General features: G+C 40.2%; 18 protein-coding genes. 15 read left to right on the top strand and 3 right to left on the bottom strand.

The annotated features are described in order from the left end of the window. The first annotated feature begins 163 nt into the window (after positions 1–163). Together V7O67_RS14025 and V7O67_RS14020 are read left to right on the top strand one after the other, a co-directional pair. Positions 164–1,396, top strand: coding sequence for a phosphoglycerate kinase (locus V7O67_RS14025; protein WP_406670308.1), 1,233 nt, complete (start codon positions 164–166; stop codon positions 1,394–1,396). Between the two features lie 38 nt (positions 1,397–1,434). Next, positions 1,435–2,070, top strand: a complete 636-nt coding sequence (locus tag V7O67_RS14020) for a TIGR00296 family protein (RefSeq protein ID WP_342304259.1) — start codon at positions 1,435–1,437, stop codon at positions 2,068–2,070. Between the two features lie 31 nt (positions 2,071–2,101). Here V7O67_RS14020 and V7O67_RS14015 read toward each other — a convergent pair whose 3' ends face one another. Together V7O67_RS14015 and V7O67_RS14010 are read right to left on the bottom strand one after the other, a co-directional pair. Next, positions 2,102–2,530, bottom strand: coding sequence for a nucleoside 2-deoxyribosyltransferase (locus tag V7O67_RS14015; protein WP_342304260.1), 429 nt, complete (start codon positions 2,528–2,530; stop codon positions 2,102–2,104). A gap of 112 nt (positions 2,531–2,642) precedes the next feature. Next, the gene (locus V7O67_RS14010) at positions 2,643–4,931 is read right to left on the bottom strand and encodes a PocR ligand-binding domain-containing protein (RefSeq protein ID WP_342304261.1); all 2,289 of its coding nucleotides are present in this window, start codon (positions 4,929–4,931) and stop codon (positions 2,643–2,645) included. A 369-nt stretch (positions 4,932–5,300) separates the two neighbouring features. Between V7O67_RS14010 and V7O67_RS14005 the strand changes: the two genes are divergently transcribed. The 9 genes from V7O67_RS14005 (at position 5,301) to V7O67_RS13965 (ending at position 18,133) form a co-directional block, all read left to right on the top strand. Continuing rightward, positions 5,301–6,485: a PQQ-dependent sugar dehydrogenase gene (locus tag V7O67_RS14005; RefSeq protein ID WP_342304262.1), complete on the top strand. Its 1,185-nt coding sequence runs from the start codon at positions 5,301–5,303 to the stop codon at positions 6,483–6,485. 100 nt (positions 6,486–6,585) lie between these two features. Then, a complete protein-coding gene (locus V7O67_RS14000) occupies positions 6,586–8,928 on the top strand; it encodes a PAS domain S-box protein (protein WP_406670306.1) in 2,343 nt (780 codons plus the stop codon). Further along, complete coding sequence (locus V7O67_RS13995) at positions 8,928–10,034, top strand: sensor histidine kinase (RefSeq protein ID WP_406670305.1); 1,107 nt, start codon at positions 8,928–8,930, stop codon at positions 10,032–10,034. Before V7O67_RS14000 ends, V7O67_RS13995 begins: the two co-directional genes overlap by 1 nt. Before the next feature lie 138 nt (positions 10,035–10,172). Beyond that, positions 10,173–11,234 carry a CobW family GTP-binding protein gene (locus V7O67_RS13990; RefSeq protein WP_406670304.1) on the top strand — a complete coding sequence of 354 codons (1,062 nt, stop codon included), beginning with the start codon at positions 10,173–10,175 and terminating at the stop codon, positions 11,232–11,234. A gap of 93 nt (positions 11,235–11,327) precedes the next feature. Next, on the top strand, positions 11,328–11,876 hold the full coding sequence (locus V7O67_RS13985) for a ferredoxin domain-containing protein (RefSeq protein WP_406670303.1): 549 nt from the start codon (positions 11,328–11,330) through the stop codon (positions 11,874–11,876). A gap of 210 nt (positions 11,877–12,086) precedes the next feature. Beyond that, positions 12,087–13,268: an ACR3 family arsenite efflux transporter gene (arsB, locus tag V7O67_RS13980; protein WP_406670301.1), complete on the top strand. Its 1,182-nt coding sequence runs from the start codon at positions 12,087–12,089 to the stop codon at positions 13,266–13,268. 242 nt (positions 13,269–13,510) lie between these two features. Beyond that, positions 13,511–13,969, top strand: a complete 459-nt coding sequence (locus V7O67_RS13975) for a hypothetical protein (protein ID WP_342304267.1) — start codon at positions 13,511–13,513, stop codon at positions 13,967–13,969. Positions 13,970–14,544: 575 nt separating this feature from the next. After that, a complete protein-coding gene (locus V7O67_RS13970; RefSeq protein ID WP_342304268.1) occupies positions 14,545–17,811 on the top strand; it encodes a NosD domain-containing protein in 3,267 nt (1,088 codons plus the stop codon). A gap of 196 nt (positions 17,812–18,007) precedes the next feature. Then, a complete protein-coding gene (locus V7O67_RS13965; protein ID WP_342304269.1) occupies positions 18,008–18,133 on the top strand; it encodes a hypothetical protein in 126 nt (41 codons plus the stop codon). Positions 18,134–18,267: 134 nt separating this feature from the next. Here V7O67_RS13965 and V7O67_RS13960 read toward each other — a convergent pair whose 3' ends face one another. After that, complete coding sequence (locus V7O67_RS13960; protein WP_342304270.1) at positions 18,268–19,311, bottom strand: Fic family protein; 1,044 nt, start codon at positions 19,309–19,311, stop codon at positions 18,268–18,270. Between the two features lie 254 nt (positions 19,312–19,565). Here V7O67_RS13960 and argC point away from each other — a divergent pair, with 254 nt between their 5' ends. The 4 genes from argC to V7O67_RS13940 all read left to right on the top strand — a co-directional run bounded on the left by argC (position 19,566) and on the right by V7O67_RS13940 (position 25,120). Continuing rightward, complete coding sequence (gene argC, locus V7O67_RS13955) at positions 19,566–20,579, top strand: N-acetyl-gamma-glutamyl-phosphate reductase (protein WP_342304271.1); 1,014 nt, start codon at positions 19,566–19,568, stop codon at positions 20,577–20,579. Positions 20,580–20,620: 41 nt separating this feature from the next. Further along, positions 20,621–21,088 carry a CBS domain-containing protein gene (locus tag V7O67_RS13950; protein WP_406670298.1) on the top strand — a complete coding sequence of 156 codons (468 nt, stop codon included), beginning with the start codon at positions 20,621–20,623 and terminating at the stop codon, positions 21,086–21,088. A gap of 11 nt (positions 21,089–21,099) precedes the next feature. Next, positions 21,100–22,284 carry a bifunctional ornithine acetyltransferase/N-acetylglutamate synthase gene (argJ, locus tag V7O67_RS13945; RefSeq protein ID WP_406658142.1) on the top strand — a complete coding sequence of 395 codons (1,185 nt, stop codon included), beginning with the start codon at positions 21,100–21,102 and terminating at the stop codon, positions 22,282–22,284. Positions 22,285–22,468: 184 nt separating this feature from the next. Further along, positions 22,469–25,120, top strand: coding sequence for a PAS domain-containing sensor histidine kinase (locus V7O67_RS13940; RefSeq protein WP_342304274.1), 2,652 nt, complete (start codon positions 22,469–22,471; stop codon positions 25,118–25,120). Positions 25,121–25,185: the final 65 nt, after the last annotated feature.

Below are 25,185 nucleotides of genomic sequence, written 5' to 3'. Positions count from 1 at the left end.
GCAAGGGATATTAGTTTTTGGCTTCATGCTCCTAATGGAAAAGGTATAATAAGATTAGTTCATTTAGACAAAAAATTAGATTACAAATGTCATTTATATCCTTACTAATAATTCTATATTGATCAATGGTCATTCAGGTTAAACTAAGCGCGGTGATGGAATTTTGACTACCAGGGACTATCTTACTATTGATGATTTTGATGTGGACGGCAAAACTATACTTGTGCGAGTGGATCTGAACACTCCGATGGATACCGAGGGTCATATTCTCGATGACATGAGGATAAAGAGTCATATACCTACTATAAAAGATCTTGAAGATGCTAAAGTCGTGCTATTGGCTCACCAGAGCAGAGCGGGGAAAATGGATTTCACGACCATGAAACCCCATTCAATGCGCATGTCCCAGTATCTTGGAAAAGAAGTAAAGTATATTGATGATATCTTCGGTACATACGCAAGGTCATCTATTTCCTCCATGGAAAATGGTGATGTAATTTTACTTGAGAATGTAAGGTTCTATTCTGAAGAAAGCATGCAAAGGCCTGCAAGTGATCACGCAACCACACACATGGTGCGCAAACTCTCTCCACTCATTGATATTTTTCTAAATGATGCGTTTGCAGTTTCTCACAGAAGCCATCTTTCGATAATGGGTTTTACTGAAAGTTTACCAACAGGTGCCGGCAGAGTAATGGAGAATGAAATAAGTTCTCTTGACAGGGGTATCAAAGGCGGTGAACGACCATGTATCTTTGTGCTTGGTGGAGCAAAGGTTGATGATTCCTTGAAAGTCGCGGAAAATGTACTTACCAATGGTGGTGCTGACCGTGTGCTTGTTACTGGTGTTGTTGCCAATGTTATGCTTGCAGCGGCAGGTGTTGCTATTGGCCAGGTGAATCTGGATTTCATAGAGTCACAGGGGTATACGGACCAGATAGCAAGGGCAAAGCAGGTTCTGGACAAGTTCAATGGTAAGATCGGTTATCCAATAGATGTTGCTTTTAATGATGATGGCAAACGGGTTGAGGCTAACGTGAGTGAACTGCCGAATGTTAACCTGCCAATAAATGATATTGGTCTTGAGACCATAGTTGCTTTTTCCGAAGAAATTAAGAATGCAAAAACCGTTGTTCTCAACGGTCCTGCCGGTCTGTCTGAGATTGAACTGTTTGCACTAGGCACACATGAGATAATCAAGGCAGCAATAAATTCCGAGTATTCTATTGCTGGTGGCGGACACATTTCTGCAGAGATCAGGAACCTTGGTTACGAGGATGATTTCTCGCACTTAAGCACAGGTGGCGGCGCATGTATTGACTACCTTGCAGGCGATGCTCTGGCGGGAATAGAAGCTCTGAAGACCGCAGCCATACGATACAGACTTAACAGATAAGATAATAAGTTCCTGTGAAGAGTGAAAGGAGCTTTATTATGGGTGAAGGGGTAAAATTACTTGCAAATACCGAAGGTCAGGCAGCTGTTCAGCTTGCCAGAGATGCTATTGAAACCTATTTGAGGACCGGTGAGATGATCGATGGCTCTGAGATACAGCTTCCTGAAATATTCAATGAGGTTCGCGGAGTCTTTGTGACCCTAACGGTAAATGGAGACCTGCGAGGTTGTATCGGTCATCCGTATGCAGATTCTCCACTCAGGTATGCTATCACGGATTCCGCCCTTTCTGCCGCTCTGCGAGACCCTCGATTTCCCCCTGTGCATGTTAGTGAAATGAGCAGCATTGTCGTTGAAGTGACCATTCTCACCAGACCTGAACTTGTCGATGTCCCGCCAAAGGACCTTCCGTCTTCTATTAAGATAGGAAAACATGGGCTCATAGTCAAAAGCGGTTACAGGCAGGGTTTGCTTTTGCCACAAGTGGCACCGGAAAATGACTTTGATGAGATCGAGTTCCTGAATCACACATGCATGAAAGCAGGTCTGCCACATGATGCCTGGGTGACAGGTGCAGAAGTGTATTCTTTTGAAGGGCAGATATTCTCTGAAAAAGAGCCTAATGGGGAGATCGTTGAAAAAGATTTCAACGATAAAGCGTGTTCAAGTAAGTAAGATTCGAATCAATTTTCAATTCTTTTTTAATTTAAAGATAATTTTCCATTACTTTAAGAATTCCTTCAACATCCCTCTCAAGTGCATCAACCGATATTCCCATCATGAGATTGATAATGCCTTCATCTCCGAAAGTCCTGAAATCGGTTTTTAGCCCAAGTACCGGCATCCCTTTTGCATAGGCATATCCCATTTCCCATGCAGTTCCTGAGTCTACGTCACTGCCACCATCAAGTACTGCCAGCACGATGTCAGATTCATCTATCCCACGGACATCATTTTCAAAAATAATTCTCTGCCTGTCTTCCATGCGATTGAATTCCGTGTCGTTCCCATCCTCCTGCGGAAGGAATACAGCGAACCCCATTTCCACCAGCCTGTCCCTTAGCAGTATGTTGAAATCCCTCTCTGCCTGTGAAAAAAGTGGCCCTGCTAAGTATATCTGTTTTTTATCATCCATTATTTTCCCGTCCTTTAATTAAGAGAAATGTATATTGTCAGTCTGGTTAATAATAGTGTTGTAAGCAGGGTGAAAATAATCTAAATTATTGAAGTTGATTGAGAATCGATCATTAATTTTCTTTTGGATTGATCGGTATCTCAAATGTGAAATTGCTTCCCTTGCCTGGTTCACTGTCGACCCATATGCTGCCACTGTGAAGCTTCACCAATTTTTCAGTCAGTGCCAAACCTATTCCTGTACCGTCATATTTCCGGGCGATTGAACCATCTATCTGGACAAAGGGTTTGAATATGTTCTCTATATTATCTTTTTCAATTCCAATTCCTGTATCAGTTACAGAGATCTGAAGCATTTGGTCATGTTTTCTCGTCTCAATAGTTATCGAACCTCCCTCATTTGTGAACTTAACAGCATTGTCCAGAAGATTATGTATTATCTGCGTCAGTTTGTCTTCATCAGCGTATAATGTCTCGAATGCTCCTTCTTGTTTTAAATAAATGTTAATATTCTTTTTTGAGGACTTTTGGTACAGCAACATCATGATTTCGTTAATTAGTATGTTCAATGATATTTTTTTAAGATCAATTGCATCCATATCTTCAATTTCATATTTCGAAAAATCCAGTATTTTATTTATCAGTCCCAGAAGATTTTGTCCGCTGTTGTGGATATATCCAACATAGTTTTTTTGTGCATCACTTAATCCTTCAGAATCCTGTTCCAGCAAAATATCTGAAAATCCGATTACTGATGTAAGAGGTGTCCTGAGTTCATGGGATACATTTTTCATGAATTCGCTCTTGATACGGTTCGTATCATCTGAAACGACCTTTGAATACAGTAAAGCCTCTTCTGCTTTTTTACGTTCGGTTATATCCAGTGCAGTGAAAGTAACACTTTTTGACAGGTCAGAAGTATCTATTGGTGTTGAAGATAACAGTATGTCTATTATGGAACCATCTTTCCTCTTCCATTTTGTTTCCACGGTACCGGTGCCGTTTTCACTTATAAATCGGTATTTCACCTTCCCTACATACTCATACTCTTCCTGAGTTGGGTAGAATATTCGGGAACTGGTCCCAATAAGCTCTTTAGCACTATATCCTGACATTTTACATACAAGTGTATTAACGTCTGTGATTATGCGGTCAGTTACGACACCTATGCCTATGGGTGCTGCTTTGAAGATACTTTTAATTCTGTTCTCGCTTTCCTGTAACTTCCTATTTGTCTGTAACTGTGACAGTGCCAGTGCGATATTGTCTGCCAGACGTTCAAAAAAAGCTATTTTTTCTGCAGTGAATAATCCTTTCCTGGAATCATTGAGCTGTATAAGCCCAAGATTTTGTCCATGTGTCCTAAGAGGGATCAAAGCAACGGACTCATAACCTTCGCCATTGCAACGGTTACGTGTACGTATCATTCTATCTGATTCGTTCGTACTTTTTAGTAGTTCGGTGGTCGAATTTGTCCAGAAACTGCCTTTGTCGGTAAAGAATGGCATCATCGGGTTAAAACGTCCGTTAATAATATTTCCGCACATGCACTCAAGAACAGGATTGCCAAGTTCATCCCGGATTATCTGTCCGTTAATATCTTTTGTACAAAGTGAATTTTCAGAATTCACAAAACTTTCAGAGAAGCCCATTGTTTGGTAATATGGGTAATCCTCGCCTTCTCTTATCCTGATTCCAACAGCTTCGCAGCCGGACCACTTATTTAGCAATTCGGTCACAGAGTGAATAAGTTCAGACAAATCATTATGTGTGCTAAAAAGATTAAGTAATTGAATGGTTATTTCTCTCTCGTCAAGGGTTCTGGCAAGTTCAATATTGCTATAACTTACTATTGATATCAGATGTGTCAATTTAGAATAGAATGACATCACTGTATTGACTGTTTCTTTATTCCAGCGAGGTACTTTCTCAAGTGCAACGATGTATTCTTCTTCATTGAAACCATATTTCTGTGCTTGAAGCCTGAATGTGTCATATGGTATTTCTTCGTCGTCAAAGAAGAATTGTCCCAGAAAAAGGTTGCCTAGATGAACTCCTTCAATTATGATGGGAGTTGCAATGTCCCACATATTATTCTTACAATGGTAATATTTGAATGTTCCAGAGGCCACTCCTTTAGATAGTTCCGTGTCGCTTTCTATGCAATGTTTGCAGGTTTGAGGATTAACTCTATGGAACTTAGTACAAATTTCCTGCCATCCGGTGGTGACCAATACATTTCCATTAAGATCAATGATGCCAACACCAATATTGGTCAATCGATAAAAATCATCCATTAATGATTGGATTTCTGCAGAATCAATGACATCTGCAAGTTCAAGTGTCTCGATATCGCCCGGTTTTTCATTTGATCTTTTTTGGAAGGCGGGTGTTTTTTTCATAAAATCACTTAAGATTCACCTTTAATTCTCAGACTTTGTCTAAGTGAAGATTTACTTTTGCAGTCGGACATTAAATGCTTTGAAAGTTGGGTGATATCTATACCTAGCTAAAATAATTTAACCACTTTTATCTTTCTTTTTGTTCTTTTATGTGATTTATATATGATGGCGTAAAATAATATTTGATCATTATGTAAAACGAAAGTTGAAGCAATTTTTGTTCGGGTAATATAGCTACATGCAATCATATAGAATGGTTAAAATGAGAATTATATTTATTCAGAGCCGTTATTGATATTTTCAATTGCTTCGTTGCAAATCCCCAAATCCTTTTATCCTTCCAGCTCCAACAATTAACAGGGGTTGCTTATGTCACGATTGTTATCAGGTTTGAGAGTGTGGTGGATAGCTGTTCTTTTCGTAGTGATGATTTTCCTTGTGATATTTTCGGCTAACTATCTCGGTGTGCGACCTACCGTGACAGGTTCAGGAGTTGAAGGCATAACCCTGCCACCTGGTTTTGTCATTGATGTATATGCCGATGACCTGGGTAGCACCCTGCTATCATTCGGAGGACCGTCTCCTGGTCCCCGTATGATGATGATCAAGGATGGTCTGCTTTTCGTATCCATACCAAACAAGGGCCTTATAGCTGTACTTCCAGATCGAAATGGTGACAATGTTGCTGATGAGGTTGATGTGTTCATATCAGACCTTGATCATCCTCATGGAATAGACTACTATGACGGCTGGTTCTACATAGCGCAGGAGAGCAGGGTCATCAGGGTAAGGGATGATGACGGTGACCTTGTTGCTGATGAAGATAGTCTGGAAATTATAATTGATGCTCTTCCCACGGGCGGTCATTATACAAGGACCGTGAAAATCCATGAAGGTGAACTCTACCTGAGTGTAGGTTCTTCATGCAATGTCTGCTATGAGTCCAACAAAATGAGGGCTGCCATATCAAAGAGTGAGCTTGATGGAAATAATCTCTCGGTATTTGCAAAGGGACTTCGCAATTCAGTGGGAATGGCATTTCATCCGCTAACCGGGGAATTATATGCCACTGAGAACGGAAGAGACTGGCTAGGGGATGACCTTCCTCCTGATGAGATAAATCTCATAAAAGAAGGCGGGGATTATGGCTGGCCAAGCTGTTATGGTACGAATATTTACGACACTGACTTTAACGATAGTGAATACATTGGCAATCCCTGTAATGAAACTGGGAAAATGCCCAGTTTTGTGAACCTGCAGGCACACTCAGCACCATTGGGACTTACATTCTACCATGGTGACAGTTTCCCGGAAGAGTATCATGGCGACCTTTTTGTTTGTTTCCACGGTTCGTGGAACCGACAGGAACCGACCGGGTACAAGCTGGTCAGTATTGACATGGACACCCGAGAGCTCACAGATTTTGCAACAGGATGGCTTGGAGCTGCAACCATCAGTGGCAGGCTGGTTGATGTGATAGTAGCTGATGATGGATCGTTATTTGTCAGCGATGATAACGCAGGAAAGATATACCGGATATATTATGCAGGTTAACCACGTTTAACCATTTTTCAGGTTATTAGAGGTAATTAATTAAATATAAGAATTGAATACTCTTATTTATCGTAATTTTGAAATCATTCATCACTAATAGTTGTCATACAGGGGTTATATTATCAGCATCCATACTATCAATTCGGACATTGATTTCATAGAGGACATAACTCAGGGGAGTTATTTTTCCCTGCTGTATGAGAACACTGAAGAGTTTGTGGATATAGTGGCATCTTTCTTAGATGCAGGTTTCAGGAACAATGAATGTTGCCTGTGGGGAGTTTCAGGTCAGCTTGACGCTGACAACGCAAAGGATTTGCTAAAAGGTGCTGGAATTGACGTAGACAAGTATCTTGAAAACGGCCAGTTGATGCTAACTTCCTGCAACGAGTGCTACATTGCCGGTGAAGGTGCAGTTTCTGAAAGGGATATCAAAAAATGGGAAGAACTCTACAATATTGCAATAGATGAAGGTTATGATGGCCTGAGGGTAGTTGATAAGTTCACCATTGTCGGCGAGGATGCATGGGAAAGGTTCGTTGAATACGAAAAAAAGGCAATGGGCCTTATAAAAACGAAAGGTATCGTCGGCTTGTTCGCATTTTTACTTGAAGCCCGTACAAGGTCTGAGATAATCGAGATAATCGGTATGCATGATGGTAGCATCATAAAACAGAAAGGCAGATGGACCTTGCTTCAAAGCTCCTCATCTTGCAAGGTCGTACAGAAAGAAGCAATTTTCCCCGATGATATATTAGAGAATGTCTGGACAGGTGTCTGGGCCATTGACAAGCATGACAATATAGTTTACTGGAATATGGGAATGGAGTCCCTGTCAGGTCTGCTCAAGAAAGATGTTATTGGCACAAGAATAATCTCCCTCATGCCCCGGAAACTTGAGGCTGATGAACTCAGGTTCATTGATATTTTCCATATGACAAAGAAGAGCCTACGCTCTCGAACTTACGATATATTTCCTTTCGTAAAACCCGATGGCCAGTACATCTATCATAGCGGTGTTTTGTTCCCGTTGAGGGATAAACATGGTGACTATGCAGGGATGCTCGGTACAATTGGTAATACCACAGAGCAGACTATAGACCAGAATAATTTAAAGAGCAAGTTCATGTCTGCTGAAAGACAAGGGGATATCTACAAGAAGAGTCCGGTAGTTGCTTTTCTTTGGGCTGCAAAAGAGAATTGGCCTATAGAGTTTGTTTCAGAGAACATTGCACAGTTTGGGTATATTCCTGAAGAATTGACTTCCGGCAACTTTGTATATACGGATATGGTCCATCCTGATGATCTTGATTCTGTACGCAATGATGTTGCACAACTTGAGATATCAGGAAAGATGTATTTTTCTAAGGAATATCGCCTGCTCACAAAATCCGGTAATCTACGATGGGTTACAGAGAGATCGTTCCTTATCAGGGATGAAGACGGTGAGCCTGCCTATTATCAGGGAATTGTCATAGACATCACCGACCGTAAAAATGCAGAAGAAGCGATAATCGAAGCCGAGAAGAAATATCGTATGATCTTTGAGAATAGTCCTCTGGGAATATTCAATTTTGATAAAAACGGTGTTATCAGTCATTGCAACAGGAAATTCCTGGAAATAATGGGTCTTGGGAGGAGAGAGAATATCATAGGTTTTGATCTGGTTGAGTCCATTGTAGATCCAAAGATGAAAAAGGCTGTGGATGATGTTCTCTCAAGAAAGGTCGGACACTTCGAAGGTGAATATCACACAGTTTCAACTGATGTAACTATTTACATTAAGGCTGATTACAGTCCAAACATCGCAGAAGATGGTACTTTTCTTGGTGGTATTGGAGTATTTGAGGATATATCTGAACGTAAAAAGGCTGAAGAAGCAGTCCTTGAAGCTGAGAAGAAATATCGTCTCATATTCGAAAACTCTCCTTTGGGTATTTTTCATTTTGATGACAAAGGCATAGTAAGCCACTGCAATGAGAAGTTTTTGCAAATAATAGGTGTGAAGGATAAAAAAGCTGTCATTGGTTTCAACATGGTGACACACATTAAGGACAAAGTTATGAGAAAGGCGATTAGTGATGTTCTTTCCAGAAAAGCAGGCCACTTCGAAGGGAAATATCATGCGGCAATAAGTGGTGAAGATATCTTCATCAAGGCAGATTATAGTCCGAATATTGCAGATGATGGCACTTTCCTTGGAGGTATTGGTATTTTCGAGGACATTTCTGCTCGCAAAAAAGCTGAAGAGGCTTTGCTTTTGGATGAGTCACGGCTTGAAACACTCCTTAAACTTACCAGAATGACTAATAACACATTCAAGGAAATAGCCGATTTCGTGCAGGAAGAGGCTGTAAAACTTACTCAAAGCAAGATGGGATACCTTGCATTCCTGAATGAGAAGGCACTATTCTTATCGTGTATTCCTGGTCAAAGAATATAATGAAGGAATGCAAGGTCAAGGGAAAGAAGCTTGAGTATCCTCTTGAAAGCACAGGCTTGTGGGGAGAATCGATCAGGCAGAAAAAAGCTATCATTATCAATGATTTTGAAGCTCCCACCCCGCTGAAGCATGGTTATCCTGAAGGTCATATCATTTTAAAACGCTATATGAACATCCCCATATTCGATGGCAAGAAAATCGTAGGTGCTGCAGGTGTTGGAAATAAGGAAGAAGAATATAACAAGTCCGATCTCAGGCAATTGACATTGTTCATGGAAGGTATGTGGAGGCTCATACAACGTAAAAGAGCTGAGGATACTCTTCGGGAAAATGCCGATGAGATATCTAAGGTCAATGCTGAACTTTCAAAAGCAAACGCTGAACTTTCAGATGCTAATGAAGAACTGACGTCTCTTGACAGAATGAAGGATGAGTTCCTGTCAAATGTAAGCCATGAGTTCAAGACTCCCCTTACATCCATACAGGGATACAGCCAGCTTATATCGGACGGTACGCTCGGACCAGTGAACGGACAACAGAAAAAAGCTGTTGACACTGTGATCCGCAATTCCGAACGTCTCCGCAAACTTGTGGATTCCCTTCTGTATCTTAGCAGGGCACAGGCAGGTAAGCTGAGTTATTCGTTTGAGAACGTAAATATAATGGATGTTATCGATAATTCGATACAGGATCTTGCACTTCAGGCTGAGGGTAAAAAGATCAAACTTATAAAGGATATTCCTGACAACCTGCCGGTCATAACTGCTGACCACGATAAGATGATGGATGTTTTTGTCAATTTGGTAGACAATGCTATTAAATTCACGCCACAGGACGGCAAGATCACTATCTCTGCACACGCATCAGCTGATTCTCTGTATTTGGAGGTGGAGGATACAGGGATTGGTATCCCTGAAGACAAGATACCAAACCTGTTCGAACGTTTCTACCAGGTTGATTCTTCGATAAAACGCAGATATGGTGGAACCGGTCTTGGTCTCTATATATGCAAAAAAATAGTTGAGGATCACAGCGGCGATATACACGTTACAAGTGAGGATGGAAAAGGGACAATTATCCATATTCGCCTTCCATTGCAGCAATAAGTCCTCATTCTAATTTCCTGTCAATGGATATTTATTTTGTAAAAGCTTTCAGTATTAAAATTAGGTATTATCTAATTACAGTATATTCTACTAACGAGTGTGTTCTATGCTCGTTATTCTCTTATGTGCTAATCAAGGGTGAAACAATTGAAAATTATAATCATAGGTGGTTTTCTGGGAAGCGGAAAAACCACGACTCTGAGAAACCTTGGTAAACATCTGATCGACAAAGGACATAAAATAGCTATAATTGTCAATGAAGTAGGAGAGGTTGGAGTTGATGGTGAGACTATCTCAAGCGGTGGACTTGTCACAAAAGAGCTGACAAGCGGTTGCATATGCTGCTCACTCAGGATAAGTATGGAATACACCCTGCAGACCCTCATTGAGGATTATGACCCTGATGTTGTTATTATCGAACCCACAGGTATTGCTTTCCCTCTTCAGATCAAGGAACATATAGAGCTTATGGACATCGGCGATGTATCATTCGCACCTGTAGTAACGATCGTTGATGCAAGTAGGTTAGGTGTTGAATGGGACCAGATCCCTCGCTTCATCGAGAACCAGATAGTAGAGTCTGAGATCGTCTGCATCAATAAAATCGATCTTGCGGACGGGGATGCCATAGCTTCTTCAACACAGAAGGTTCTGGAGATAAATTCTGATGTAATTGTTGTGGAGTTCTCAGCAAAGAATGTGGATGAGAAGTTCGAGAGGTTCATGGATCTGCTGACTGGTGAGAGTGAGCTCCATCAGCAGCGTGAGGATCTGAACTCAATAGAAGAATCCGGTGTTGGGGCATATGCAGGAGAGTATTCGATCAGCTCAAATGGAATGCACTCCGACAAGGTTACAACAATGCTTGACAATCTGCTTATGGACATCAAGGATAAGGTTAGGGCGGTAAACCCCGACTTTGTAGGTCATATCAAGTTCAACTTCAAATACAGTGAAGGTCTTGTCAAGGGAAGCCTGACCTCTTCAAATGGCGAGCCTGTTGTTGAGATACTTGATGAGAAGGGCGCCGGTGAAGAACATCTTAAATTCCTCTGTGCAGTGACAAAGGTCCCGAAGGAAGAACTTGTGAAAATTGTGGATGAATGCATACAGTCAAATCTGAAAAAGGAAGGTCTTTCTTTTGAAAAGATCAGTTTCGAGGTCCATGATAAACCGAATTTGATAACTCTGGACATTTAATTGGCATATTTTCGTGGCAGGAATATTTATTCCTGCCCTTTGCACTATTTTCATCTCAATGAATAAATATCATTGAAACATTTTCTTTTCTTCATGAAAATGAATCCTGAGACAGAGATTATCGAATCGCTTGCAAAGATCATTCTTGTTGCTGCAAGAACCGCACCAAAAGGCAAAGGAATCGATGATATCGTGACCTTTATACCGGATGATTCCGAAAAGGCCGAGCTTACAAATAAAATGGAAGAGTTAAGTGAGATCAAGGGTTTGAAATTCCTGATTCGGGATGCAAAGAACGTCAGGGATGCTGATGCAATAGTCCTCATCGGTTTGAAGTCATCAGGTGCAAGTGGTCTTGACTGTGGAGCTTGCGGCTTTGGGACCTGCAAGGAAATGCTTGAAACCAGGAAGGTTAAAAAAGAATTTACCGGTCCTCATTGTATGATCAAATACATGGACCTTGGAATTGCAGTGGGGTGTGCGGCTGCAAAGGCAAAGGATCTGTGTGTGGATAACAGGGTTCTATATACGGCAGGAGCAGCAGCATGCTATTTTGATATTGTGGATGCGGATGTTGCTATGGGACTTCCGCTGAGTGTCAAGGGTAAGAACATCTTCTTTGACAGACCGTCTACAAGGTGAATGTCTGATTGATCATTTCCAGATAAGGTGGAAACATCCTTTCTTTTTTATCAGTTTACCGTTAGAACAATCCTTATAAATTCTAAGCTCGTTATTTTGAATGTATTTGAAAAACATTTCTGAATAGGGAATGTTTTGGGGTCAAAATACTAAACGTGCCTGTTTCATATTCATGGCATCATAAAAAGAACATCTGTGGGGATCAGTTCTATGGCTACAAAAGCATGCATCGTAAAACAGCCACAAGGTCTTGCCTTTTTTGAAAAATATCTTCCATTATGGGTTTTTCTTTGTATTATTGCTGGAATCCTGCTTGGAAGATTTGCACCGGATCTGGCACTTTATCTTGACAGTTTGGCAATATATGTTGACGGAGCACCTGTAGTCTCTATTCCCATAGCTATCTGCCTGTTTTTCATGATGTATCCAATTATGGTTAAGATCGATTTTGGGGAAGTGCTCAAAGCCGGACAGAACCTGAAGCCTGTGGGGCTTACGCTATTCATCAACTGGGCAATCAAACCTTTTAGCATGTACTTGATATCCTTTTTCTTTTTGGGTACTGTTTTCATAGGCTTCATTGGCCCGGAAGCAACAGATCTTGTAAAGATGCCTTTCGGGCTTGATCTTCCCGTAGGTGCGACTTATGGTGAAGGTACGGTTGTACTGGAGAACGGCATAAAGATGCTGGAGATTCCTCTATGGAGAAGCTATCTTGCAGGCTGCATACTGCTGGGAATCGCTCCCTGTACTGCGATGGTACTGGTATGGGGATACCTGGCTCGCGGAAATGACTGCCATACTCTCGTGATGGTTGCAATCAATTCCCTGACAATGCTGTTTCTCTACGGTCCTCTGGGTGGTTTCCTGCTTGGTATAGGGATGCTTCCCGTACCGTGGGAGGCGCTAGCACTGTCGATCGGAATATATGTGGCACTTCCTCTGGCTGCGGGTTACGCTTCCAGGAGACTGATTATCCGTACAAAGGGTGAAGAATGGTTTAACACGAATTTTGTCCCTCTGCTGACACCGGTTACGATAGTAGCGCTTCTTGTTACACTTATACTGCTCTTCAGTTTCAAGGGTGAGACAATACTTGCGCAGCCACTGACAATCCTATGGATAGCAGTGCCGCTTTTCATACAGACAGTGTTTATATTCCTGCTTGGATATGTGCTTGCAAAGTTCCTGAAACTGACTTATGAAGATGCAGCACCTTCGGCGATGATCGGGGCTTCAAATCACTTTGAGGTTGCGATAGCAACTGCGACGATGCTCTTCGGATTGTCATCAGGAGCTGCACTGGCAACTGTTGTAGGTGTGCTTATTGAGGTTCCTGTAATGCTAATGCTCGTGAGGTTCTGTCTGAGGACAAGAGGATGGTTTAGTTGACCATTCCTTTTTGAGTTTGTTTCTGGCTTTGTTTATATGATCTGACACTATTTGGGGAATCATTCACTAATTTTGATTTCTGCTTTAGAATAAGAATTCCAAAACGGCGTTATGAATTAAATATTATGTAATCTTGTTTATTTTTCTACAGATGCGAAAAAGCATAACTATAATTAACACCATATATATGATTAAAGAGTTCTTTGTAATAAAAACAAGAATTCCAAATGGAGAGTGAGTGGATGAAAAAAATACTAATCATATTGATGTTGTTGCTGGCGATGATGATGCCAGTAGCAAGTGCCGACATAGTTGATGACCTCAACAATAAGGTCGACGAATATAATGTGAATGCCGAATACCTGCCTTCTTACCTTAAATCCCTTCTGGGAAATGAGGTTATCGAACTGGCAATAGTCACTGACGACGGTGATGAAATATTTATAAAAGCAATCACCGAAGACGGTTACATCACTACCTTTGAAGAGGTTGATGAAGACGAAGAGTTTGATGCAACAATGATCGTAGGTGCAAATGAAGCTACAATAAGAAGCATTCTCAAATCGTCAGATCCATTGGCTGAGTTCATTGCCGCAAAGGACAATGGGGAGATAGTTATCGAGCCTGTAGGCCTTGTAAATACTGTCAAATACACCGTTGCAAATGTGGTGCTGAAAGTATCACAGTTCTTTGGTTTTTAATGATAAAAGTCATTATAAGCAATATCAAGTAATTGTATAGGGGGTGGTTTAGTTTACCATCCGCTTGTTTTTATTTTTAGAATAATTTAGAGTATTCTTGAAAAACAGAATTTGCATATAAAGAGAACAGACATTTTTAAAACGCTGTTTGTAGCACTTCTTTTAATGAAGGCTTAAATAGCATACTATATTTATATGCAATATAAATATATATGTACTTGCCTTCTGATTATCGCTACTATAACTAGTGCTAAAAATGGATTCAAAAAAATTACTCATTATCAGATATTCGATCGCATGTACCGGAATTGTTCTGATTATGGGAGTTGTAGTTGTAAGGAAAAAGAAGGAGGATGGAGGGCTTTAAGCCTTCTTCTTTATTTTTGTGAAATTACTATTTTATTTTGTAAATTGCTACTCTTATTTTAGAAAAGCTATTTTCTTCTCTGAATCAAGCTGTTGTATTACTGTTTTTATTATTATGATAACTTATGGGAAGTGTGTGGGGCACATTAAATATTAAAACAAGTATTATAGTGTTAATATAATCCAAGTTGATATTAATGGTGTTTGGAATGAATCAAAAAAAGTTACACATATTCAGATATTCAATAGTGCTGTTGATCTTATTATCATGCATGGGAATCGTATCTGCTACAGAAATAACGGATGAAGAGCAGCAACACATACTAGCAACACATCAGCTACCTATTGAAATTACATCTGCTGCAACAAGACTGATCGAAGAGCAGGAGCTCAGGCTAGCCTCACATGATCTGCCAGCCGAAATTACATCTGCTGCAATAACAACAACCAGTGGGCAGGAATACGAACTGACAACAGAGCCACTGGGCATGATCATGCCTGCAACAATAACAGTTGGAGAGAGCGGAAAAAATTATACTACAATTAGTGCAGCTGTTTTAAATGCAAATTCAGGTGACACTATTCTTGTAAGTGATGGAACTTACACCGAGAATGTAATAGTTAATAAAACCGTCACTATCATCTCTGAAAATGGGTCAGCAAGCACAGTGGTCCGGTCATCAGGTAACAGTGTTTTCAATATCAGTTCTGACAATGTCATTATTAGTGGATTCAATATAACCGGTGCAACGTCCACCGATAATTCTGGTATATATGTTTCATCTGTTTCCGGTTGTAACATTTCAGATAACCAATTGAATGGCAATTATTACGGTGTCTATACTAATAATTCAAGTTATCTCAATGTAAAAAACAACAATTTTGTTAATGGAGGTGCCCTATTTGAGCACACTGAAAATTCAACAATCGAAAACGTCACGGTATCAGAAAGTGAATTTGGCGTGATCCTGTCATTATCAAGTTTCAATACTATAGATGGCATCAATGTTAGCTCTGGACTCTGCAGTATTTACCTTTCTTCTTCAAGTAACAACACTGTTATCAACAATACTGCCAGTGACAACATGTTTGGAATTTTTGTTTATTCTTCAGGCAACAATGCTTTTACCAACAATATCGCCAATAACAATGGGATAGGCATTATTTTCGATTCTTCAAATAACAGTACAATAATCAACAATACTGCTAGCGACAACAATGGGTACGGTATTGTTCTTTCTTCTTCAAATAACAGTGTTTTGACCAACAATACTGCCAGCAATAACGTCGGGAGCGGTATTGTCCTTGCTTCTTCAAATAGCAATACCATGGTCAATAACACAATGGCATCAAACACTCATAATTTTGGAGTTCAAGGAGATACTCTGGAAGAATTCATACACAACATCGATTCAACCAATCTGGTCGATAGCAAACCACTTTATTACTGGGTCAATCGTTCAGATGCAGAGATACCTGCGGATGCGGGACTTGTGTGTGTGATAAATTCTACAAATATTACAGTTAAAGATCTTGAATTAACAAAAGGAGAAGATGGGGTTTTATTTGCCTATACTAATCATTCTACGATACAGAATGTCAATGCGTCAAGAAATTATTATGGGGTAGATTTGATCAATTCCAACTATATCAATCTTGAAAATATTACCGCCGTTAACAACATTGAAGACGGTTTTTATCTTTACCATTCAAGCAACAATATTTTGAGCAACAATACTGCCAGTTCCAACTCTGATTCCGGTATTTATCTTTCTCATTCAAGCAACACTACCATGATAAATAACACCATGTCATCAAATTCTGGCAATTTTGGAGCTTATGGGTCTAGTCTGCAACAGTTTATTCATAACATTGACATAAGCAACCTGGTTGATAACAAACCACTTTATTACTGGGTCAATCGTTCAGATGCAGAGATACCTGCAGATGCAGGACTTGTCTATGCAATAAATTCTACAAACATTACAGCAAAAGACCTTGAATTGACAAAAGGAGTGTATGGGGTTTTATTTGCCTATACTAATAATTCTACTATACAGAATGTCAATTCCTCTGGTAATTATCGTGGAGTGCGCTTGATTAATTCCAATTATGCCATTCTTGACAATATTACCACCCGTAACAACACCGTGGACGGCATTTATTTTACCGGTTCAGATAATAATATTTTGACTAACAACACTGTCAGTTCAAACGCTGATGATGGTATTGACCTTTATGTTTCAAGCAACAATACTTTTATTAACAATATTGTCAGTGCAAATGCTGATAATGGCATTCATCTTTCTACATCAAGCAACAATGCTTTGATCAATAATACTGTCATTTCAAATTCTGATATTGGTATTGTTATTTATAGATCAGGAAATACTACTTTGACAGAAAATTATGCAATAAATAACTCCGATTATGATTTAATTGTCGATTCGTGTTCTGATAACATAATAGATAATCTTGTGTTAACAAATAATTCCGCAGAGTTATCCTTTGTAAGTGATAGTGACGTTAAACTCAAAGGGGTTGAAACTGTTGCAACAGCTCTTTCTGGAAAAACCAGTATGAATCGCTATGTAACGATTGTCAATTCAAGTGTATCAACCATGAATTTCACATTCTTCTATGATGATTCAGGACTGAGTAGCAGCCTTGAGGATTCTGTGGCATTGTACAGGTTAAATAATAGTGAATGGCTCGCAGTTTCCGGAACTTCACTTAATACCACTGATAATTATGTTTCTGTAAGTCTATCTGAATTTGGTACATTTGGTTTGTTTAAAGAAACTATAAGCACCAGTTCAACCAGCTCAGGTTCCAGTGGCAGTTCAGTTGCTTCAAGAGTAAGATCACAGGGTACAGAAACCCAGTTGTCTGCAAATGATGGTGGGGAAATATCTGCTGACACCACTGCAAAATCATCAGACACAAAAACAACGTTGACCTTTTACAAAGGAACGGCAGCTACAGATCCTTTAGGCAATCCGGTAAGCAAGATCATAGTCACCAAACCTGCATCCTTACCTGTGGATACTCCTGCGGAGGTCGTTGAATCAGGTCTTTACTATGACTTCGGACCATCAGGAACAACCTTCAACAAGGAAGTTCTCATTGCCATCGATTTTAATCCGGAAGATTTTGAAGACAAAGCTCCAACGATCTACACTTACACATCCGAAGGTGGATGGGAAGCCCTGAAAACAACTATTGACTGGGAAAGCGGCAAAGCAACAGCAATGATAAGTCACTTCTCAATGTATGCATTGTTCGGAACCGATACAGAAGAAGTAAAGGAAACTGCGGTGGAAACACCGGAAGTGATTACTGAAGCATCTGATGTTGTGGAAGAAGTAACACCAGCAGATAACGATGATAATTCCGGTTATCTCTATTGGATCACAGGTGTTGGAATTGTTCTGATGCTTGGAATAGTTGTTATAAGGAAGCAAAAGGGTGATTGAGGGCTTTAAGTCCTCTATTTATCCTTTATATTTATGGGCTTATCCCAAAGTTAAATAGTATGTACAAAAAAGAAAAATAGTTCTTAATTAAGCTTAAAATTAAGGATTATATTTCCAGTCACTTTTTTTTATCCATTGTCTTCTGCTTGGTGCAAATGAAACTACAATAAGAAACATTCTCAGATAATCAGACCCATTGGCTGAGTTCATTGCCGCAAAGGACAATGGTGAGATTGTAATTGAGTCTGTAGGTCTTGTAAATACTGTTAGATATACCGTTGCAAATGTAGTTCTGAAAGTATCACAGTTTTTTGGTTTTTGATGGTTTGAGCTGATTGTATTCTTAAGAAAAAGGATGGTTTATTCGACCATCCTTTTGGAATTATTGGTTGAATACTTTATAAGTAGATGGCTGTCAGTTTCTATTTATTGAGTTTCTCATATAGGGTATATATTTTAATCAAATTTAAAATCTGACAGTCTCATTTGCCCATCTCTTTTTGGCGGAATGACAACCTTCTTTAAATTATTAATTAGGATATCGTATCTTTGTATGAGTACTAAATTTGTAAATAATTTAACCATAGGTTCCCAATCTTCTTTGTTACCATATTTTAGCGAAACTATGTATGATTCTCTATCGTTGCCTAAAAACAAAAGCTTTGGATAGCCTTCTCTTGATAGCATATAGTTAAATATTTCGCGACCAACTCTTCCATTGCCATCCGCAAATGGATGAATCATTTCAAATTTATAATGGAATAATACTGCTTGCTCAAAAGGATACTTGTTTTTTTCTATTCCTTCGTAATATTCCTTTATAATGTCGTTCAATTCTTCTTCGATCATAATTGATGGAGCAACTCTTAAGTCACACCCCATTATGCCAATATCATCGGTTCTCCTAAAAGTACCTGCTGATTCTACATCTATATTAGCCATCACAAGACTATGTAAGCTTTTAATGAAATCTAAATTAACTTTATTTTTATATTTGTCTCTGCAACTTCTCACTTTTTTAAAATTTTGAATTTCATTAATTTCTCTTAGTGTCTTGTCTTTTGGTACAATACCATCTATTAAGAGGTCACGAGCTTCTTGTATTGAAAATGTATTTCCTTCTATGGAAGTTGTTCCTTGAACATAATGTATTTCAAAATTCTCTTCATAAGCTCCAATTTCATTAGTAGTGAGTAATTCAGTAAATGTTTTATACAAAAACCGAAGACGTTCTATTTCTTTAACCTTATCTAAAGGCAAATAGGCAGAATCATAAATGCTGCTGCTAAATTCTGCTTTTTTTTCAGCGACTTTAAATTCAAGATTAAATGCATGTTCATCTGAATATCTTATAATATCAATTTCTGAAGGTGGAGTTGTTCCAAGATACTGTCTTACTTTACCTTTTTTTCCTTTAAACCATACATCTTTCACTAAAAAATACTGTGGGTTTTTTCCCTTTGGATAATTGAGTTCTACTCGATATCTCCTTTTTGCCATAATTCATAATGGGTGATGGGGATTATTAATCTTTCCATAAAACACCCATCATCCTACAAATAGTTATTAAGTTAATTGTTTTTGTATATTTTTCGTATTTAATACAATCAAGATTAATGATGTCTATTTTTTCATTCACAACAATCTTCTTTTCTTTTTTCCTCTTTCCTTATCTCCCCTCCCAAAGCGTAACCGTTATAGCACTACAATCACTTCTCCATCTTATATTTGATAATAATTTTACAGTGAGAATCATGATAAGTGCAGGAATAATCGGTGCATCGGGATACACTGGTGGGGAGCTTATGCGCTTGCTCCTGAACCATCCCGAGGTTAATATTACGGTAGCTACTTCAAGGAAGCTTGCAGGAACGGATGTTAGTGAAACACACCCGCATCTGAGGGGATTTCTGGACCTTGAGTTCCAGAATCTCAGTCCTGAAGAAGTAAGGTCGAAGTGCGATGTGGTATTTGTGGCTGTGCCACATGGTACTGCAATGAACATAGTGCCTAAGCTAATTGACGGGAAGACAAAGGTCATAGATCTGAGTGCGGATTACAGGCTCAAGACAGATGTCTTCGAATCCGTCTATAATCTTGAGCATAAGAGTCCCATGGAAGCTGTGTTCGGTCTGCCGGAGCTCCATCCAGAGGTTGCTGAACAGACATTCATCGCAAATCCGGGATGTTTCCCCACAGGTGCGATACTGGGTGCTGCTCCGCTGGCAAAGGCTGGACTTATCAGCTCAGTGATATTTGACTCAAAGTCAGGCGTCACCGGTGCTGGAGTTGAGCCTTCACAGACATCACACTATCCGAACATGGCTGAGAATGTGCAGGCGTACAAATTGACCACACACAGGCATGTTTCTGAATTCGTGCAGGAACTCAACCGTCTGGATAATTCCCTGACAAACATCAGTTTCACACCTCATGTAGTTCCTTCATGCAGGGGAATCCTCACCACAGCCCACATATTCACAAAGGAACAACTCACGCTGGATGATGTTAGGTCATTGTACGAGGATATGTATGCAGACAAGCCATTTGTGCGTGTAATCAAGGGCATTCCTACTCTTGGTGCTGTTCGTGGCTCCAATTTCTGTGACATCGGATTTGAGGTTGATGAAAATAACAACCGTGTAGTTGTCGTCTCTGCCATTGACAACCTTGTAAAAGGTGCATCAGGGCAGGCAATTCAGAACATGAACCTCATGTGCGGTTTTAACGAGACCGCCGGGCTCTGGAACGCTGCAATCTTCCCGTAAGGTGCAAATCCTGAAATATTATAGTAAAGTAAGGTATAATCATGAAAGTAAAAGATGTAATGAACCCGAACGTTGTTACCTGTGCTCCAGATGATGCGATAAGAGATGTGGCGCAACTCCTGAAACAGGAAAACATCAGTGGTCTGCCGGTAGCGGATGAGGGCAAGGTAGTAGGTATCGTTTCAGAAGGCGATATCCTGAAATTGCTGCAAGTCCCGGAACATGGCGGGCTCTGGCTCCCGAGTCCCTTTGAGGTTATCGAGGTTCCTATCCGGGAGCTTATTAACTGGGAAGATACAAAGCGAATGCTCGATGACATTGGTTCAAAGCCTGTAGAAGAGATTATGAAAAAACACGTTTACACAGTCAGTCCGGAAGATTCGATACAGGAAGCCTCTACTATAATTACTAAACACAAGATTAACCGTCTTCCAGTTGTGGATGAGGATGAACAGCTTGTGGGTATCATTACCCGTGGTGACATCATCCGCGGACTTGGCAAATTGTGAAAAGAGGTTATATGAATTTCATTGAAGGCGGTATCTGTGCGGTAAAGGGTGTGCGTGCAAGTGGCATCAAACCCGGGAAGATGGGACTGGCGATAATGCAGGCAGAAGGAAATGCTGCCGGAGTGTACACCAGAAACAAGGTAATTGCAGCTCCGCTGGTGGTTACTAGGGAACATATCACAGATACCGGCAGGCTTGCCGGAATAATTGTTAATAGTGGCAATGCAAATGCTTTTACAGGTGAGCAGGGTATTGCCGATGCTAGGATGATGGCATCTGCACTTGCATCAAAAATGGGTGTTGACGAGAACTTGATAGGTGTGGCTTCCACGGGTGTTGTTGGACACAAGCTTGATACTGGCTGGATCAGTGATCATCTGGACGAGGTTCTGGCTTCCCTGGACGAGGATGCTGATGCCAGTATGAGGGCATCCCGTGCCATTATGACTACTGACACTGTCCCTAAGGAAGTTGCTATCGAGATGGAATCCGGCATTCGCATCGGAGGTATTGCCAAGGGTGCAGGCATGATCGAGCCGAATATGGGTACTATGCTTGCCTTCGTGTACACGGATGCTAAGGTTCACCCGGATGTATTGCAGTCGTGTCTTACAGTTGCTGTTGACAAGAGCTTCAATATGATAGTAGTGGACGGTGACACAAGCACCAATGATATGGTGCTGGTGACAGCTACAGGCCAGTCAGGTATTACTCCTGAACTACCTGACCTTCAGGCAGGTCTTGACCTTGTACTTACCGAGCTTGCCAAGATGATAGCAGCCGACGGTGAAGGCGCCACCAGATTGATTGAATCCAAGGTAACAGGTGCAGCGACAGAAGAGGATGCCTGTCTTGTAGCCAAGGCAATAGTCCGCTCCCCGCTGGTAAAATCCGCCATATTCGGCGAGGACCCCAACTGGGGACGTGTTGTGGTGGCAGCAGGCTATTCAGGTGCCGGTATGGACCAGACAAAGATATCCCTTTCTTTCTCGGCAGGTACCGAGGTCGCTGAGCTTGTAAAGGACGGCGAGGTTGTCAAGAATGACAAGGAGACCCTGTCTCATCTGAAATCCATCATGTCACAGGATGAAATTATCATAATAACTGACCTTGGCATGGGACATGAGAGTGCAACTGCCTGGGGGTGTGATCTGACATACGATTATGTCAGGATCAATGCCGAGTATACGACTTGATATTTCTGTTAATAGTGGAGGGGCTGAACCTTTCTGTACTTCTTTTTTTAGTTTCTTGCATTATTAAATAATTTTGGCATACCTTTATTGTTTTTGATAATTCCCACTACTCTGTATTCGGTTGCAACAAATTATAAGTAACCCTTATTATATAATCAATTTCATAAAAGTGGGTGTGCCAGATATGTCTTTGAAAATAAACGATTCCTCGGTTTCTAAGTTTGAAGTGGATTCAATGGATATCCATGGAGATGGAATTGTCATACTATCACCCGATGGGATCATTTCTTATTCGAATTCAAGTTGGCATGAATTTGTCTGGAGCAATGGTACACATCCTGTTAAAAATGTTGAAGGAATCGATTATTTAAAAAAGTGTGATGAAACAACTGGTGAAAAAGCAGAAGAAGCTGCAGAAGCAGCAAAAGGGATAAGAGATGTCATTAATGGGGATAAGAACATATTCAAGCTTGGATATTCCTGCCAGGTTTCTGGTGAAAAACACTTTTTTTTAATGAAAGTCCAACCACTCTCACAAAATCATCCTACAAATGTTCTTTTACAACATATTGATATCAATGGGCAGAAAAAAACAGATGCAGATTTACTTGGATTAGAAAAACGTTTTCATACAGTCCTAAATAACATACAGCTTGTCAAGTTAACATTGGCTTCAAATGGGGATATTATTTCTTTTAATGACTACTTACTCGATCTGACAGGATGGAAAAAAGAAGAAGTTCTTAACAAAAATTGGTTTGAAATTTTCCTGCCGGCAGAAACAACTGCTGACATAAAAACCGCCTTCCTTAAGACAATTGAAAATAATGATGTGCCCACATATCATGAAAATGAGATTATCACAAAAGATGGGGACAGGAGATTAATTGCCTGGACAAATACTGTTTTTAAAGACCAACATGGTAGAATTTTCGGTATTACCAGTGTTGGGGAAGATATAACCGACCATAGGTTTGCAGAAAAGTCGCTGTTGGATAGCAAAGGGCAATTACGCACATTAGTGGATACGATTCCAGACGTAGTTTGGCTGAAAGATGCTAATGGTACTTACCTCATATGCAATGCCAAGTTTGAGCGATTCTTTGGTGCAAAAGAGGCAGAAATTATTGGGAAGACTGATTATGATTTCGTAGACAGTGATCTGGCAGATTTTTTCACCCAAAAAGACAGGGAAGCAATGGAAGCTGGAAAACCTGTTATGAATGAAGAGAAGATCACGTACTCCGATGATGGACATGAAGAATATCTCGAAACCATCAAAAGTCCAATGTATGATTCTAATGGACAGTTGATAGGAGTACTGGGTGTTGGCAGGGATATTACCCCGCGCAAACAAGCAGAAGAGGAACTGAAGGCGAGAGAATTAAAGCTTCGTACTGCACAGAAGATCGGACATTTTGGAAGCTGGGAGTTCGACTTAAACTCCGGCAAAGTGGATGCTTCGGAGGAAATACTTAGAATATACGGCATGGAAGATAAACAGTGTACGATCGAAGATATGCAAAAAGTACTGCTACCTGAATATGTTCCTATTCTGGATGCGGCACTAAGTGATTTAATGACTAGCAAGGTGCCTTATGAAGTCCAATTCAGGATAATGAGGCAAAATGATGGTGAGACCCGTGATATACGTTCGGTGGCTGAATATTTCCCCGAGCGAAATGCAGTTATCGGAATGATTCAGGATATCACTGAACAAAAAAGGATTGATAAACAAATTGCCGAAGAGGCTATCTGGAGACGTATATTCATAGAAAAATCCCGGGATGGGATAGTTGCCCTTGATAAAAATGGTAAAGTTTACGAGATGAACCAAAAATATGCGGATATGCTTGGCTATTCTCTGGAAGAAGGCCTTGAGTTGCATGTTTGGGATTGGGACACCCAATGGACACGTGAAGAATTGGTTGAAATGATCAGGCATGTTGGTGAACCCGGGAATCATTTTGAGATGAGCCAACGCCGCAAAGACGGCTCTTTTATTGATGTGGAGGTCAATTCGAACGGGGTCATGTTTGGGGAGCAGAAATTATCTTTATGCGTGTGCAGGGATATTACAGAAAGGAAGCAGGCTGAAGAGGTATTACTGCGTGCTAAAATAGATTCAGAAGCTGCTAACAAGGCAAAATCAGAATTCCTTGCTAACATGAGTCACGAACTACGCACCCCTCTTAATTCCATTTACGGTTTTTCACAAGTGCTAAATGATAAAATAGTGGGTGAGCTGAACGAAAAACAATCAGTGTATCTTTCGAATATTCTGGACAGCAGTGAACATTTGCTCGAATTGATCAATGATATTCTCGATCTATCAAAAGTTGAAGCCGGGAAGATGAAACTTGAATATGGAACTTTCAGAGTTAGTGATCTAATAGATGAAACTTTGATATCGATGCAACCTGCTGCAAAGAAGAAACTCATCGATATAAGGTCCGAAATTCAGACTGATGATGTCGAAATATATGCCGACAAAAGCAAGATTAAAGATATTATGTATAACCTTTTTTCCAACGCAATTAAATTCACACCTGAAAAGGGAGACATATACGTTAATACAATTTCCATCAATGGCACACTGCAGGTCTCTGTCTCAGATAATGGTATTGGTATTTCAAAAGACGACCAACAAGAGATATTCAAACCCTTCAAACAAGCAGACTCTTTTCTAACCCGTAAATTTGAAGGGACGGGTCTTGGTCTTGCAATTGTTAAAAAATATGTGGAAATGCACGGTGGAAACGTTCTGGTAGAGAGCAGTCTGGGGAAAGGCAGCACTTTTACATTTGAAATTCCATTGTATCAGAAAGAGAATTGATGGTTAATTTTTTTGGGTTGAATATATGCTGCTCATTTAAGGAACTTTCAGGATATGAGAGAATG

The sequence above is a fragment of the Methanolobus sp. ZRKC4 genome, from assembly GCF_045291305.1.
Classification (GTDB): domain Archaea; phylum Halobacteriota; class Methanosarcinia; order Methanosarcinales; family Methanosarcinaceae; genus Methanolobus.
This window is presented reverse-complemented; position numbering and strand designations above follow the sequence as displayed.